We start from the raw sequence: 16,721 nt of genomic DNA on the forward strand, positions 1-16,721 counted from the left end.
CCGGAACGATCATATCTCAGATTCCACTTCATTTTCCCAGAACATATAAATCGCCAAAAACATATAGCACCAAATACCTATATTATTACTACTAAAAAACACCATTTCTCCCATACTAACTAGTATCGTAGCAATAGGTAAAAAAACAACAAATATAAAATTACTTTTGTTTACCCAAATTATTTTAATAAGATATGCTATGAAGATAAGAAAACCAAAAATACCACTAAATGAAAGTATTGATAAAATTATATTTCCAGGTTCCACAATATAATTGGAATTAAATTCAAAAGATCTGAATGGTAAAACAGGAACCATGAACCCATTTCCAAACCATGGGTTATTTAGAAAATTTGATGTCAAACCTTCAATTTGATTGACACGAGAGTTTAATAGTTCACCTTGTTCTTGACCTTTATATAAATAATTAACAAAAAATTCATTAAAATTGTTATTTAAAGGTAGTAAAATTACGCATATACTAAAAAATGATATAATAACCCTCTTTATAAGCTTATTAATTTTTATAAAAAATAAATAAATCAAAGTTAAAGTTAAACTGGATATTAACGCTGTTCTTGAAGCACTCAATATAATCATATAAAAAACTAATGCAAGTAATACAAATAAAAAACGCCTATTAATATTTTTATTAGTTTGACCATATGAAAATACTAGAGCAATATATAAAACCATGAGTATCCCAAACATATTAGGCTGATTAGTTATTCCTTGAAAGGAAACTCCAGTTCTTAAATAACCTAACGGTAAAAAAAGAAAGATTATTGAAGATATAAAAATCAAAGAATAAAGATTAAACAACCACTTTATCCAGTTAAAATTTTTATAGGTGTAGGCCACTCCAATTAAACATCCCAAAAAAATAATTACATAGCTAAACAGTTTAAATATAGCTACAATTGGTAAAGAACTAAAAACAAAAGCAATAACAATATTATAAATAGTAAACAGTATAACTAGTGAGGCAATTTTATTAATTTTCATCAATTCATTTTTGTTTAATTTGAAATATGAGAATAATAAATAGATTGAACACCCAAAAAGAATAACCCATTTAAGGTTTTGCCAACTGTCAATAACAACAGCAACTCCTGGATTAATGACTGTTCTAAAAGTAATAATATTTATTATTTTTATTGCTCCAATTTCTTTTTGCTTTAACAAAAATAGCAATAGAATTAATGATAGTAATAATGTAATTGAGTTTATAAAGCTAAATATTATTAAACATATTAAAACTAACCACTCTAATGTTGACTTTTTAATTTTAATGTCTCGATTATTCTTTAATGAACTTGAATTACTAGTTAACATATACCCTATCCTTATATAAAATTGACTTAAAAATACTTATATGTTCTTTTGCCATGTATTCAATTGTATATTTTTGTATCCTATCCAAACTTCTTTTTGACATCCTCTCAACAACACTATTATCTCTTAAGATCTCGTTTATTTTTAGTGAAAGTATATTACTATTATTAACGGGTACTATAAAGCCATTCTCATTGTTATTTATAAGTTCTAATCCTGCAACACATTTATTTGTTGTAATAATCGGCAAACCGTAGGCCATAGCCTCATTTATTACAAGTCCCCATATATCTTCTCTAGTCGGCAATACAAATAAATCACTTGCCAAATAGTATTCTTTTAGCTCCTCCTTGGATTTAAAGCCAATAAAATATACGTTTGACAAGTTTAAATTGTTCTTTAAATCCAAATACTCTTGTGTTGGTTCACCTCCGATAATATAAACGCCGTAATTTTCAGGAAGGGCTGCACAAGCGTTTAATAGAATATCAAAACCTTTTCTAGCTATAAACTGTCCCACAGATAGGATAATCTTATCTTCCTTAATGTCAAGCTTAGTCTTTATTTCCCTTTTTAAATTGTCATGAGGAGGACTTGCTAGAATATCTTTTTCTAATAAAGATGTGAAAGGATAAGTAAATACATTTTCTTTATTAGCCCCATAGTGAATAAGATAATTTGTAGTATGGTTCCCTGTACTTAACCAATATGTTGCACTACTAATATAGTGTTCCTTTAGTAAATACTTGAATTTACTATCTTCCTTTATAATTCCACCATCAGTGTTTAAAATAAAAGGAATTTTTCTTTTCCGCAGTATTTTAATAGATAACATCCCTGTAGGAGTGCTATAACCACCCACTATAATAATGTCAAATAAATCTCTTTTTAAATATTTTGAAACACCAAAGCATAAGGCAGTATTTCTGTTTATTTTTTTCCCTTTTAAGAAGATAGCTTGAAAATTATCAAATTTATTATTGTACCAAGATAAATCCCTTTCATCTGAAGTTCCTCTTTCAAACAGTACAGTTAACTCACAATATTTACCTAACTCATTAAAAAAATCCACCCTATACGGTGAAGGAATATTAGCTAAAAAAAGCACCTTTATTTTATGGTTCACTAAAATGCACTCCTTTCGCTATTAAACATGTCTATATGTTCTTTTATGGATAATTGTTGTTCCACTTTACTAACACCATATCTATACGCATTAATAGAGGTTAATCTATATTCTTTATCCTTCATATATAAGTATTGTTTAATGGCCCCAATAAACCCTTCTTGATTTTCTAGCGCGATATCATGACCAACCTCTAGTTCTTCTAAATCCCTCCATGGTGTTTGATCACTCGTAATTACTGGACATCCCGATAAGAAAGCCTCCTGTATTACATGTCCAAAATTTTCACCCTTTGTTGGAAATAGAAAGATATGATAATTGGATAAAATCTTTATCACCTCACTATAATCAACAGGACCTTTATAATTAACAATTATTTTTTCGCTTAAGTTTCCGCTAATCGATAAACATTCATCCCAATAATTCCTGTCCTCAAGTGGACCATAAATATCAAAAACGATTTCTTCATATGAAACTTCATTATTATCTATTAATTGAAGTAAGCGTAAAGAATAATCTATATTCTTGATTTTAGAAATTCGAGATACTGTTGCTATTTTTAAATACCCTGATTTTTTCTCCCTCACAGATTTACCTACTTCTAAATCACCACTTATAATATTCTCTGCTATATTTATCTTGTTATTATTTCCAAGTACATTTAGGATATCTTGTTTATCATTTTTTGAAGTACATGTATAAGAAAGATTCCTTGATACCTTAAGTAATTTATATATCTTTAAAAAGAATTTCTTTTTTGCCGATTTAATTGCTAAAGCACCTGATGAGAATTCTCCTCGTGGAGCCACTATAACAGGCTTTTTTATGATATTTAGATATTTTAGCATCTGTATAATTATAGATTTTTTAGAAAAAAAACTGCTTGTATATACTAAATCATAATCTATCTCTTTTAGTATAAACCTTATATATTTAAATTCTTTTCCTTTTGGAACATAAAACACTCTTGCTTTACCTACTTGATTCCATGAACCTATTTCAACATCATTATAGATTTCTTTCGCATTAAGATCTCTGTCCCCAGTAACAACATAAAAATTAAAATAATCACTTAAAGTTTCCACAAGATTTAATAAAGACTTAACCGGTCCTCCAAAATACTTTCCAGGTAAATATGGACCTATTATTAATACATTTTTTTTCATGTATACAACTACTTTCTTTCCAAATTCAAAAAGTAATATAGCATATAGCTAACCTAATTCTCCTGCTCTTTAGCTATTACATCTTCCTTTCATATACCTTATTTTCAAAAGGAGCATCTATTGATGTGGTTTTTTTAAAGTTGCAGCTACTTCATTATTAATAAAGTCAATGTTTAAAATTCCATCTTTATAAAAATTCCGTATATCTTTTAAATTCATTTCTCTAAAACAATCATTTTGGAGTGCAACAATTAAATCTAGTAACTCTTCCACATTTTTCAATTTAATTTCATATTCCTTAAATACTTCTTTTTGTTCAACTAACGGCTCTACTACCATAACTTAGACGCCGTAATCATCTCCATATTATAATTCCGGCTCTTTTTCCAATATAGGTATACGAATATCTTCAGTTCCTCCAGTATAAACAGCCGATTCATACACCGATTGAACCTTTTGTTAACTTACGGCATTCCATTTTACTTGTATCAATTACAGGAGATGGTCTTAAATTTTTATTTGAATTTATAGGAGTTGGTACAGCAACAACATGAAAGCTATATCTTTCCCTTTTCGCTAGTAAAAACTACCGAAGTCAATTTTTATGTTTCATTATCACTTCATACGTCTTTTCCATTACTATAGCAGGGTATTTTATCACGATAATATCAAAACCAATGACATGTGTCTTTTTAGCAAAGGCTACAGCTAGAGGCATACTACATATTTTAATTAGCTTCATATAAATTCACTTTATTTACTCGTCCCCCAGACAACCCTATTTACATAGTCTGTATATGACAATATAATCCTAAGTACCTTATCCGATACATTAGGCATACTATAGTCTCCTACAACTCTTAATGTACCTTTTTCTTGTGTTTCTAATATTTCTAATCCCTGAAAAATTCTTTCCTTATTTAAACCTACCATCATAACTGATGCTTCTTCCATAGCTTCTGGTCTTTCATGAGCTTGTCTAATGTTTAACGCACTAAAACCAAGAATAGAAGATTCTTCACTTATTGTTCCACTATCACTAAGTACTGCTTTAGCTTTAATTTGAAGTTTTACATAATCATTAAATCCTAAAGGTTTCATAGTTTTCACTAATGGACTAAACTCTATCCCTTTAGCTTCAATCATCTTTCTTGTTCTAGGGTGTGTACTTACAATAATAGGCATATTATATTTTTCTGCAATCGCATTTAAACAATCAACTAAATCTAAGAAATTAATTTCCGAATTAATATTTTCTTCTCTATGAGCAGATACTACAAAGTATTTTCCTTCATCTAAATCCAATCTTTCTAGTACATCTGATTTTTCAATGTCGTCTTTTCTAGAATTAAGAACCTCAAACATAGGGCTTCCAGTTTTAATAATTCGATCTGAAGGAAAACCTTCTCTAAGAAGATATTCTCTAGCTATATCACTATAAGTTAAGTTAATATCGGCTGTATGATCTACTATTTTGCGATTGGTTTCTTCTGGTACCCTTTGGTCAAAACATCTATTTCCCGCTTCCATATGAAAAATCGGGATTTGCCTTCTTTTAGCTGCAATTGCAGTTAAACAACTGTTTGTATCACCAAGAACCAAGAAAGCATCTGGTTTTACCTCTTCAAATATCGGATCAATTTTAACCAGAATATTTCCGATAGTTTCTACTGCCGTTCCCGTAGCAGCATTAAGAAAATAATCTGGTTTCTTTAAATTAAAATCCTTAAAAAATACCTCATTTAATTCATAATCATAATTTTGTCCCGTATGGACAAGTGTATGTTCAATAGCACCTGATTCCTCTAATTTATTTATAACTGCTGACAATCTTATAATTTCCGGTCTAGTACCAACGACTGTCATAACCTTTAATTTTTGCATTAATTATACCTCCACGAAATAAGTGTCTGGCTTTTCTGGGTCAAAGCATTCATTTGCCCACATAACTGTTACTAGATCACTTTCTCCCACGTTTACAATTGAGTGTGTATATCCGGTAGGAATATCTACAACCTGTAGCTTTTCTCCACTTACTCTATACTCAATAATATTCTCAGAATCTATTTTTCTGAACCGAATCAAACCCTCACCACTAACAACTAAAAATTTCTCATTTTTAGTATGATGCCAATGGTTTCCTTTCGTGATACCTGGCTTTGATACATTTACAGAAACTTGTCCACTTTCAGGGGTTCTTATAAACTCTGTAAAAGAGCCTCTTTGATCGGAATTCATTTTAAGATCATAAGAAAACTGATCTTCTGGTAAAAAGCTTAAGTAGGTACTATAAAGCTTTTTATTTAGAGCATCCTCCATATTAGGGATACTTAAATTTGTTCTGCTTTCTTTAAAACTCTTAATAAGGTTCGCTAAATCTCCAAGTTTAATATTATGTGTTATAGGCACAACACAGAAATTATCTTGCATAGTGGCATTTCCCTCAAGAGCTCTTAAAAACTCCTTTAATACGTCATCTATATAACAAAGAGTAAGCTCTGCATCCGGATTGTTTATCTGAATATCTATGCCATTAGCTATATTATGGCAGAATGTAGCTACCACGGTATTATAGTTAGGTTTGCTCCACTTACCAAATAAATTGGGAAGTCGATAAACATATACTTTAGCATCTGTTTCATAGTAATAATTAAAAAACAAATTCTCTCCAGCCTTCTTACTTATTCCATATGGATTATCCTTTTCTGCTTGAATAGAAGAAGTAAGAAGAACGGGAGCTTTATTTTTATGTTTCTTTAATAGCTCTAGTAATTGAGAAGTTAATTCAAAATTACCTTCCATAAATTCCTTTTCATCTTTTGGTCTATTGACCCCAGCTAAATGAAAGACAAAATCGCAATTTTTAGTATACTCCTCAAGTAGTAATAGATTACTTTCCCTAGTAAACTCAAATATATCGTTATAACCGTTGTTTTTAAGCTCTGCTATTAGGTTTTTTCCTACAAACCCTTTTGCCCCTGTAACAAGAATATTCATAATCCAATACCACCCTTTAATTCATTACGGGAACTTTTTTATTCCATTCTTTTAATTCATTTTGTATATAATCTAATTTAAGTAGTGTTTCTTTAATTTGTTCAATAGTAAGGATTTGTGTATTATCCGAGTTATACTCTTCTACACTAGTGAGCTTTTTATCTCCCTCCGCAAAATACTTATCATAGTTAAGATTTCTTTGATCAACAGGAACTCTATAGAAGCCAGGTAAATCTTCAGCTTTTACATATTCCTCTTTGGTAAGAAGTGTTTCATAACGCTTTTCTCCATGACGAGTTCCAATAATTTTTATTTCATTATCCGCGTTAAATAATTCTTTAACAGCTTGAGCAAGATCTCCAATAGTGCTAGCTGGAGATTTTTGAACCATGATATCCCCTGCCTCAGCATTATGGAATGCAAACACTACTAATTCTACTGCTTCTTCTAAACTCATGAGAAATCTTGTCATATTAGGATCAGTTACTGTTAAAGGCTGACCACTTTTAATTTGTTCAATAAACAAAGGTATAACCGATCCACGTGAAGCCATCACATTACCATATCTAGTTCCACAAATTAGTGTCCTATCAGGATCAACAGTTTTCGATTTAGCGACAAATACTTTTTCCATCATTGCTTTTGAAATCCCCATAGCATTAATTGGGTAAGCTGCTTTATCCGTTGAAAGACAAATTACTTTTTTTACTCCATACTCAATTGCGGCAGTTAACACATTTTCAGTACCCATTACATTAGTTTTTACGGCTTCAAGAGGGAAGAACTCGCATGATGGAACCTGCTTTAATGCTGCTGCATGAAAAATATAATCGACCCCATGCATAGCGTTTTTTACACTGGCTATGTCTCTCACATCACCAAGATAAAACTTTAACTTATCATTTTTATAAAGCTTCCTCATATCATCTTGCTTCTTCTCGTCTCTTGAAAAGATACGAATTTCCTTTATGTCTGTATCTAGAAATCTTTGCATTACAGCATTACCAAAAGAACCAGTGCCACCAGTTATTAATAAAATTTTATCTTTAAACATGCACTTACCTCTTTTCATTTTATTTAAAATGACTCATTATAATTTCATACGAATGCTTGCTTGTATAGTTTACTTCTAAATACCTTCTACCCTTAACACCCATTTGGGTTCTTAATTTTTTATCACATAACAGCTGCACTTTTTTATCAAATTGTTCAACACTCTTACTTTCACACCAAAAACCAAATTTTCCTTGTTCAATAATGTCCCCAATATCTGTGTTTACATCTGTCGCAGCTAAGATAGGCATTGATGCTTGCATATAGGAGAGGAGTCTTGAGGGAAAATTCGGTATTGTAAACCTCTTATCAAGAAATATTAATCCTACATCACATGAATTCGCTAAAGTTTCATAATCCTCTTTTGGTAAATAAGAGAATAGCTGTGCATTAGTTACTTTTTCTCTTTTAAAAAAATTCTTAAGTTTAGTAAACTCTGTCCCGGACCCGGCTATTACAAAGTAAACCTGATCATTTGTTTTATTAGAATCCAAGCACTCTATCAAAAAGTCAATCCCCTGTGGTTTTCCGAGATTTCCTCCATAAATAAACACTGTTTTGTTAAGTGGTATTTTATACTTTTGCTTAATTTCTTCTATTTTTCTCTCATTTTTCTCTACAGGGAGCGGTTCTATTGTATTAGGACATACTTCAACAATATTGGGGGATATTTCAGGATTATGTTCTAACAAGAAATCAACATTTGCTTGTGACATACACCCGATATAATCTGATAATTCATATAACCTTTTTTCCTTTGCCCTAAAATAATTATATAGAACGCTCTTCATTCCAGTTTTACTTAGCATCCCAAGGTCTACTGCATTTTGTGGGAAAATGTCTTTTAATAAAAGATATGTTTTTGCATTATCACGTATTTTAAGATATTCAATTGTACTTACCAATGTAATTGGGGGTGTCGAGTAAAGTATCAAGTCAAACCTTATATTATTTAAATGCTTACTTATTGCAGACTTATAGTTTCTTTCAAGCATTAAAGTAGAAATACCTTTTTCAACAACATTTGATTTTTGAATATTCCCTACCTTAACTTTTAATATCTTACATATATCTTCTTCTATTATATGAGTAGGGTTATTGGTTCTTCTCTCACTAGGACTTACAATATACACATTATGACCATTATTAATAAATTCTCTCAACATATCAGTATAAATTGTACTTTCATATATAGAATTAATATTACTTAGTGTCAAAAATAAAATATTCATGATTAACCTCTGTATTCCGGGAAATAACCTGTGTTACTACCACTCGGCAACTCACCTTTTCTATGTGAAATCATTTCATTATACATTTCTTCTGAAAAGATTTTTCTTCCAATTTTAAAAGTAGTATTTGAGTTTTTATTAAATACTTTTTTAAATTTATACAGACTATCCTCTTTACTTCCAAGGCCTCCACCTAGATGAAAGGTTTTATATCCATTCTCACAACCCCAACATGCAACTTCATATAATAATAAATTTGTTGGCGCAAGATTTTGATACTCTCTAACAGACGCAGACAAATGATAATGAAGCTGATCGTTAGAAAAAAGAACCATTGACATAGCAATTATCCTCTTCTCATAGACTGCATAAAAAATTAAAGAGTTATATTTCAAATCATTAAGAATACTGTTGTAAAAATCACTATTAAAGTAGTAATAATCATGAGCATTGTCTTTATCCATTGTTGCATTGTATAAGCCTATAAATTTATCGAACAAATTAGGATCGCGTCCCCAGTAAATTTCAACCCCTGATTTATTAGCTTTCCTAATCATGTTTCTATTCTTGCTAGTTAAATTGTCCCAAACTTGTTCTCGTGAATTTAGATCGACTATAATAGTTTTCCCGAGTGTAGTGATATCATAAATATTTTCTAAATCATCTCCATTTTTAAGAACTGGATGAAAGCGAACAAATTCGCTAATAATCCCCGTTTTTTCACATAAGGAACTATATTCAATATTAAGATTATTCAAGCTATCTTCTGTTATTTTCCCTTCTAACAAAAAACCACCGTAACCATACGGTGTTGTTGTATCAAAATAAGTATTAGAAGGTATTTTTCCAGTAAATCTCTTATCTAAGGAAATATCCCTTTTCATAACAACATTCATTGCTTTAATATTTTCATCTACATAATAGAAAAGCGTTGGCTCTCCATCTCCGTGTATATTAAATGCTTTAACATAATCTGAAAGATAGTACACATCATAATTTTTGAAACCTTTCACAATTCGATCCCATTTTTCCGGATTATCAAATTTAACTACCGATAAATCGTGTATTTCCTTTTGACCTTCGATAATTGTTTTTACTGTCAACATTTATTCACTCCCCTCACAAATGGATGACATTGTTTCCTTTGGTTTCCTTTGACTTATATGCTCCTCAAAATTGAAATTATTCTGTCCATCTCAACTTTCCCATACCTTTGATCACAGGGTATTGAAAGGATAGTATTATATACTTCTAAAGTACTGGATAAATCAGTTACTTTAATTTGAGCTGGAACCGGCCAATGTATAGGACAATAAATTTTCTCATCAATAAGTTTTTTCCGTACATAATTCCTATTGTTCTTAACCATTACTGGGTAAAACAATGGACATTCATTATTGGCTAGATATTTAAAGGGAGATGTTAAATAACTAATACTCTCTAAACCTTCCAAAAGCACTTTAAAATTTTCCCTTCTTCTGCTAATTAATTCATCAACATCCAAAGAATTAATTAGTATAATCGAGGAGCTATCAATACAATAAGGATTTAAATCTTCATTTAATAAAATTTCCGCATTAGAAAACTGGCTTAAAAATAAACTTTTCAGACTGTCATCATTGGTTTTCATATACTTCCCTTTATTGGTTAAAGCAGTTGTTCTTAACATTGAAAAATCATAATTAATTGAAACTGGTCTTTTAACAATTCTCTTAGAAGAAGCTAAAAACCCACCGCTTGGCACTCCAAACCATTTTCTAATACTACCCACATAAAAATCATTTTCCTCATATCTATTAAATTGAGAGAATAATGTATGCGTAACATCCTCTATGATTATAGTGGACTGCTTTTGAAAATAACGAAGTACCTTTAATAGATTAAAATTGGTTTGAAAACCATAGTATCCCATATGAAAAAAAACACCAATATTCTCATACATTTCGATATTCTCGATAATTGGTGATAGTTTTTCATCAACTTCATATAAGTAGCATGTGTAACCTTGTTCAATAAAAGGAAGAATGACAGAATCACAAATATACGCGGGCAGTAGTACTGATTTATGTTGTGGGGTAACTTGTTGCAAAAATAAACTAATTGCCCCTCGTCCTGATGATGTAAGGATTGTATCCCCATATTTACTTAACCAATCAGGCACTTCTTTAAAGAAGTCCTCTTCTGGTATATTTTGTAGCCAAAACTCACTTCCAATTTCCATACTATCCCTCTTTTATTATTGAAAACGATGTGACATCATGATATTTACCTTTTTTATAAATCCTCTTCCGTAATACGCCCTCTTTTACAAATCCACATCTTTCAAACAGCTTTTGAGATGCAATATTATAAGCATTAACATGAGCATAAACACAACCAAGTCTCAATTCATCGAGTGCATATTTTACCAGGGTACTGATGGTATCGGCGCCGTAACCTCTACCTCTAGCATCACTAATTAACTTGATGTGAATTTCCGCAGTACCGTTTTTATAATCAATACTTGATAAGATGGTAGTACCTATGGTCTTGTTGTCTTTTTTATCACTAACCATACATCTTAAGATATTTGCATTTGGCTTTTGGGCTTTAATCCATTCTTCTTGAGTTAAAGAAGAAGTAGGAAAAGACCACCCTCCAAGCGAATACTCGGTTTCACTATCGTTAATAATATCTAGTAATATGTCTTTATCAGACATTTCAATTGCACGTAAGAGTACTTTTTCACCTATAATATTCACTTTGAAGTTCCTCCTACTTCTAATTTATTCTTTCTGTATTTATCAAAGTCAGGTGGTGAATCAACACCACGCTCACCGATATCAGCTCTTTTCACAGCTTTCATGATTGTTCCTATGATAATTCTCAAATCACCAATAAAAGTTATTTTAGTAACATATTTTATATCATAAGAAAATCTTTGTTCCCATGAAGCAGTATTCCTTCCGTTTATTTGGGCTAATCCGGATAAGCCGGGCCTCACAGTATGCCTAACTCTTTCTTGCTCTGTATAATAAGGTAAATACTGAACTGCTAATGGTCTAGGACCAATAATAGACATATCCCCTTTTAGAATATTAAATAGTTCCGGTAGTTCATCCAAAGATGTAGATCTTAGTAGTCTTCCAAACTTCGTCAACCTAACGCTATCAGAAAGAAACTCTCCATCCTTATCTCTTCCATCCGTCATAGTCCTAAACTTATACATCATAAAAAGTTCTTCGTTAAGCCCAGGTCTCTTCTGCTTAAAAAGCACGGGACTCCCCAGTTTAGTTCTCACAAGAAACGCAACCACTAGAAATACTGGACTTAGAACAATAATAGCGATCAAAGAAAGTATAAAATCCATCGGTCTTTTTACAAACCTTCTATAAATACCACCTTTGGAATTCTTCATTATTCAAACCACAACCCTTTAATAGTCTTAACGACTCTTTCTAAGTCCTCATCCGTCATTTTCGTATCAGACGGCAAACAAACCCCATTCTTAAATAACTTTTCCGATATACCTTCACCCACAAAATCATACTTTTCAAAGAACGGTTGCAGATGCATCGGTTTCCAAACTGGCCTTGACTCAATATTCTCTGTTTCCAATGCATTAAAGATATCAATCGGTCGTACTTTACCAGTCAGTGTAATCGAACTTAGCCAGTAATTCGGTTCATCCCATTCATTACTAGGCATAAATCCAACACCTTCAAGTTCACCAAGTTCTCTCTTATAGAATTCAAAAATGTAGTTCTTTTTGGTAACTCTTTGATCTAACACTTTAAGCTGCCCTCTACCAATCCCTGCAACTACATTGCTCATCCGATAATTAAACCCTAACTCACTATGTTGATAATGCCTTGCTTGATCTCGGGATTGAGTGGCCCAAAATCTTGCCTTAGCAATTCTCTCTTCATTATTAGAAACAAGCATTCCACCCCCCGAAGTTGTGATGATCTTGTTTCCATTAAAAGAGAAGATGCCATAGTCACCAAAAGTTCCGGTATGCTTACCTTTATAGTAAGTCCCCAGAGACTCAGCAGCATCTTCTATAACCGCTACATTGTGGTTTTTACAAATATCCATTATCCTATCCATATCTGCAGATAAGCCATATAAATGAACAACAATGACCGCCTTTACTTCTGGGTACTTCTCAAATGCTTTTTCTAAAGCTTTCGGACTCATGTTCCAGGTTTCAAAATCACTATCTATAAAAACCGGAATGGCATTCTGATAGATGATTGGATTTGCAGTTGCTGAGAAAGTAAGTGTTGGACAGAATACAATATCCCCTTCTCCAACTCCTGCGGCTTTAAGAGCTAAGTGGATAGCAGCCGTTCCAGAGGAAAGTGCCGCTGCAGCTTTAGAACCAACCTTTGCAGCTAGCTCTTTTTCAAACTCATTTACGTTCTTACCTAGAGGAGCAATCCAGTTAGTATCAAAAGCTTCCTTTACATATTGCATTTCATAACCTTCATCACTCATATGAGGTGATGAAAGGAATATTCTTTCATTTACTTTTGTTGTCTCCATCCCAAGCCTTCCCTCCTCTATTAGGTAAACACTTTAGTTGATTAGGATTTAACTGGAACTTTCATAATACTTCCAACCAACTACTAAAACCCTCTAATTCAAACAAACCGAATTCACTTTTTTTCTTAAAAGTAAATTATCATGGGCTTAAACATCAAAAAACACCCTGGTTTATTTCAAACTCAAAATGAACCCGGGTCAATCAATACTGTTTAGCTTTTTTAGCCGTTATCTTAGTAACTTTTCTTGTATACCCGATATCTAAAAATATGCATTCAGACAGAACTAAAGCCGAGTTTCTACTATTATATATAGTGTTTATAGTGACAACTTATTTCGCTACCAGGAACATCCTGTTCTTTTTGCGATTGGCGAGATTAATCACATACTCCTTCAATTGAAGAGCATTAAAATTCTCAAACCGTTCCAGGAGAAATCCAATCTCATCCTCCTGCTCCAAAACGGCCTTCCCGATAAAAATCTTTGGAAAGACGGGAGTAGGATCAATCTCTTTCTCATTCAGCAACTCCTCAAACATCTTCTCCCCAGGACGCAGCCCTGAAAAACGTATCGGAATCTCATCAGTAGAATAGCCCGAAAGCGTTATCAGATTTTTCGCCAAATCCACAATCTTAACCGGTTCACCCATATCAAGCACAAAGATTTCCCCGCCACTAGCAAGCGATCCAGCTTGAATCACCAGTCTTGATGCTTCCGGGATCGTCATGAAGTAACGTGTCATATCAGGATGGGTAACCGTAACCGGACCGCCTGTCTGAATTTGCTTCTTGAATAGCGGAATAACACTGCCACGGCTGCCAAGCACGTTCCCAAATCGAACAGCCACAAACTTTGTCTTGCTTTCCTGATCGAGTTTTTGAATAATCATCTCTGCTATTCTCTTTGTGGATCCCATGACATTGGTTGGATTTACTGCCTTATCAGTAGAGACAAGCACAAACGTCCCAATCCCAAATGTGTCAGCCGCCTCTGCGACATTCTTCGTCCCAAACACATTATTCTTAACGGCTTCTCTCGGGTTATACTCCATTAACGGTACATGCTTATGAGCCGCTGCATGATACACAACATCCGGAGCATGCTCTTCCATAACCTCGAACATCCTCTCACGGTCCTGGACATCCCCGATCACCGGCACAATCTCGATTTGTTTTCCGTACTGGTTCCGCAATTCCATATCAATTAAATAAATGCTGTTCTCTCCATGACCCACAAGCACCAGCTTCTCTGGTTCAAACTTGCAGATCTGCCGGCAAATCTCCGACCCAATCGATCCACCTGCACCGGTAACCAGCACAGTTTTTCCAGAAACATAATCTGATATGCCGTCAATATCCAATTGTATCGGCTCACGTCCCAACAAATCCTCAACCTCGACGTCACGGAAGCTGCTGACGGCTACTTTGCCAATCATGATGTCTTCAATCTTTGGCATGATTTGCGGCTTGATATTTGTTTTTGTGCATTCTTCGAAGATTCTTGTCAGCTCTTCCTTTTTTAATGACGGAATGGCAATGACTATTTTATCGACCTTGTACTTTTCGACGGCTGTGGCGATATCCTTGCTTGTACCTGCTACCGGGATACCAAGGATATGCAGCTTGTATTTGTTTGGATCGTCATCAATGAACGCCGCCGGCATTAGTCCTAATTCACGGTTATTCTTCAATTGTCTCGCTACCAGTGTGCCTGCTTGTCCTGCACCAACAATCAGTAACTTCGTCATATTTTTATCTGCCTTCATGAAGCGGTCGCGAGTAATGCGCCACCAGAAACGGCTGCCGCCAATCATCAGGATCAGCAATGTCCATGCGCTGAACAACACACGTCCATACACATCGTAGTCTACAATAAATTGAAAAAGTGTCACCATCAATACCGAAAGTGTCACCGATTTGGTGATCCCGATCAGTTCTCCGATACTGGCGTATTCCCATGCTTTGTTGTAAAGCATGAATAAAGAAGCAAAAAGGTGGTGACAGATCAAGAGGACGAAGGCGGTCATAAGAATATTTGTGTAACTAAAGGTATCAATCCTTGGATGAAGTGGAATATAACTGATGTAGACTGCAGCAAACACGATCAATGAATCCAGGCCGGCCAGTAAAAATAAACGCTTATGGTAGCTCATCCATATCCCCCTATTAATTTGTAAATTGATTATATTCAGATAATAATTCGCCGTAAAAATAAATATCTAATGAAAACACACGTGTCAGGACACATGCTTTCACTAGATATCTATAAGAACATTATTGATTTAAACAAAAGTTGAAAAGCAGCTCGTTTTTCTCTGTTCTTAAAATTGGTAAAAATCGGGCATCTAACCCCCCCTCACACCGCGCTAGTGATAACCGTAGTATCTAAGGAGAGAAAATTCTCCCCCACAGCACAGCCGAGTGTCTCCATGGGTAACGGGCAGGAGGCATCGCCGGTCAGGTCTTCCTGACAAAAGAGGTATTTTGAATCACGAGGTGTTAGAAGAGTCCAAGGAATTTTTTCTTTTTGACTCGCTGCGGCACTTCTTTGTATACATGGTGATCTTGAACTAGCAACTCCGCATTTTCTTTAAAGAAATACACCATATCAACACCGTAATGGGTATCAATCTGATCGTAGGCGTGTGCCATATGAAAGGCACGTTTATTTGTGTTGTGTGCATCGGAGGCGATAAAATGAGCCAGGTTGGCCTCGATTAGCTGTTCTGAAAATCCTTTGATTTTTTTTCCGAAAATTCCGCAAATACTTGACGCAGTAATCTGTGAAAATGCGCCTTTTTTGACCAACTGATAAAGAATGTCCGGGCGCTCGAGGATTTCCTGGTTCCGTTCCGGATGAACAATGATTGGAATTTTCCCTTCCATCTGCAAATCGTACAATAGCTTATCGGTATATCTCGGCACATGGCCAGCAGGCAGCTCGATGAATATGTATTTCGAATGGTTCAGCGTGCTGACTTCCCCAAGCGTAATTCCACTCATCAGTTCTCCATGAATGGCCGGTTCCTGGCCGGGAAGGATTTTCAAAGGGATCTTCTCCGCTTGCAAGACTTCATTTAGTTCATTCGTCTTTTGGATGATTGCCTGTTTTGTATTTACGTAGCGTCCATTTTTATGATGAGGGGTAGCAATGATTGTGTCGATTCCTTCCCGGACCGCAGCACGTGCCATTTCGATGCTGTCTTCCATGGATTGCGCACCATCGTCTATTCCTGCTAATATATGACAATGTAAATCTATCATCGCGCTCCCCCATTTCCATTAT

General features: G+C 33.9%; 15 protein-coding genes. All 15 read right to left on the reverse strand.

Annotated elements, in window-relative coordinates; translation table 11 throughout:
* Positions 1 to 9: 9 nt before the first annotated feature.
* Positions 10 to 1,335, reverse strand: coding sequence for an O-antigen ligase family protein (locus FS736_RS14035; RefSeq protein ID WP_144478291.1), 1,326 nt, complete (start codon positions 1,333 to 1,335; stop codon positions 10 to 12).
* On the reverse strand, positions 1,325 to 2,461 hold the full coding sequence (locus FS736_RS14040; protein ID WP_222125072.1) for a glycosyltransferase family 4 protein: 1,137 nt from the start codon (positions 2,459 to 2,461) through the stop codon (positions 1,325 to 1,327). The genes FS736_RS14035 and FS736_RS14040 overlap by 11 nt, the downstream gene beginning before the upstream one ends.
* A complete protein-coding gene (locus tag FS736_RS14045; RefSeq protein ID WP_144478293.1) occupies positions 2,461 to 3,627 on the reverse strand; it encodes a glycosyltransferase family 4 protein in 1,167 nt (388 codons plus the stop codon). The genes FS736_RS14040 and FS736_RS14045 overlap by 1 nt, the downstream gene beginning before the upstream one ends.
* A 117-nt stretch (positions 3,628 to 3,744) precedes the next feature.
* Positions 3,745 to 3,966, reverse strand: coding sequence for a hypothetical protein (locus FS736_RS14050; RefSeq protein WP_144478295.1), 222 nt, complete (start codon positions 3,964 to 3,966; stop codon positions 3,745 to 3,747).
* Between the two features lie 414 nt (positions 3,967 to 4,380).
* On the reverse strand, positions 4,381 to 5,511 hold the full coding sequence (wecB, locus tag FS736_RS14055) for a non-hydrolyzing UDP-N-acetylglucosamine 2-epimerase (protein ID WP_144478297.1): 1,131 nt from the start codon (positions 5,509 to 5,511) through the stop codon (positions 4,381 to 4,383).
* A gap of 3 nt (positions 5,512 to 5,514) precedes the next feature.
* Positions 5,515 to 6,624 (reverse strand): capsular polysaccharide biosynthesis protein CapF, encoded by a 1,110-nt coding sequence (locus FS736_RS14060; protein WP_144478299.1) that lies wholly within the window; start codon positions 6,622 to 6,624, stop codon positions 5,515 to 5,517.
* 16 nt (positions 6,625 to 6,640) lie between these two features.
* Positions 6,641 to 7,678 (reverse strand): polysaccharide biosynthesis protein, encoded by a 1,038-nt coding sequence (locus tag FS736_RS14065; protein ID WP_144478301.1) that lies wholly within the window; start codon positions 7,676 to 7,678, stop codon positions 6,641 to 6,643.
* Between the two features lie 19 nt (positions 7,679 to 7,697).
* Positions 7,698 to 8,909, reverse strand: coding sequence for a glycosyltransferase family 4 protein (locus tag FS736_RS14070; RefSeq protein ID WP_144478303.1), 1,212 nt, complete (start codon positions 8,907 to 8,909; stop codon positions 7,698 to 7,700).
* 2 nt (positions 8,910 to 8,911) lie between these two features.
* Positions 8,912 to 10,015, reverse strand: a complete 1,104-nt coding sequence (locus tag FS736_RS14075) for a lipid II:glycine glycyltransferase FemX (protein WP_144478305.1) — start codon at positions 10,013 to 10,015, stop codon at positions 8,912 to 8,914.
* 53 nt (positions 10,016 to 10,068) lie between these two features.
* Positions 10,069 to 11,130, reverse strand: a complete 1,062-nt coding sequence (locus FS736_RS14080; RefSeq protein WP_144478307.1) for an aspartate aminotransferase family protein — start codon at positions 11,128 to 11,130, stop codon at positions 10,069 to 10,071.
* 1 nt (position 11,131) lies between these two features.
* Positions 11,132 to 11,650, reverse strand: a complete 519-nt coding sequence (locus FS736_RS14085; RefSeq protein ID WP_144478309.1) for a GNAT family N-acetyltransferase — start codon at positions 11,648 to 11,650, stop codon at positions 11,132 to 11,134.
* The gene (locus FS736_RS14090; RefSeq protein WP_144478311.1) at positions 11,647 to 12,306 is read right to left on the reverse strand and encodes a sugar transferase; all 660 of its coding nucleotides are present in this window, start codon (positions 12,304 to 12,306) and stop codon (positions 11,647 to 11,649) included. The genes FS736_RS14085 and FS736_RS14090 overlap by 4 nt, the downstream gene beginning before the upstream one ends.
* Positions 12,306 to 13,436 carry a DegT/DnrJ/EryC1/StrS family aminotransferase gene (locus FS736_RS14095; protein ID WP_144478313.1) on the reverse strand — a complete coding sequence of 377 codons (1,131 nt, stop codon included), beginning with the start codon at positions 13,434 to 13,436 and terminating at the stop codon, positions 12,306 to 12,308. The genes FS736_RS14090 and FS736_RS14095 overlap by 1 nt, the downstream gene beginning before the upstream one ends.
* Before the next feature lie 331 nt (positions 13,437 to 13,767).
* Positions 13,768 to 15,588 (reverse strand): polysaccharide biosynthesis protein, encoded by a 1,821-nt coding sequence (locus tag FS736_RS14100; protein WP_144478315.1) that lies wholly within the window; start codon positions 15,586 to 15,588, stop codon positions 13,768 to 13,770.
* A 346-nt stretch (positions 15,589 to 15,934) separates the two neighbouring features.
* Positions 15,935 to 16,699: a tyrosine-protein phosphatase gene (locus FS736_RS14105; RefSeq protein WP_144478317.1), complete on the reverse strand. Its 765-nt coding sequence runs from the start codon at positions 16,697 to 16,699 to the stop codon at positions 15,935 to 15,937.
* Positions 16,700 to 16,721: the final 22 nt, after the last annotated feature.

Origin of the sequence: Cytobacillus oceanisediminis 2691 (assembly GCF_007678455.1) — a bacterium.
GTDB lineage: Bacteria > Bacillota > Bacilli > Bacillales > Cytobacillaceae > Mesobacillus > Mesobacillus oceanisediminis_A.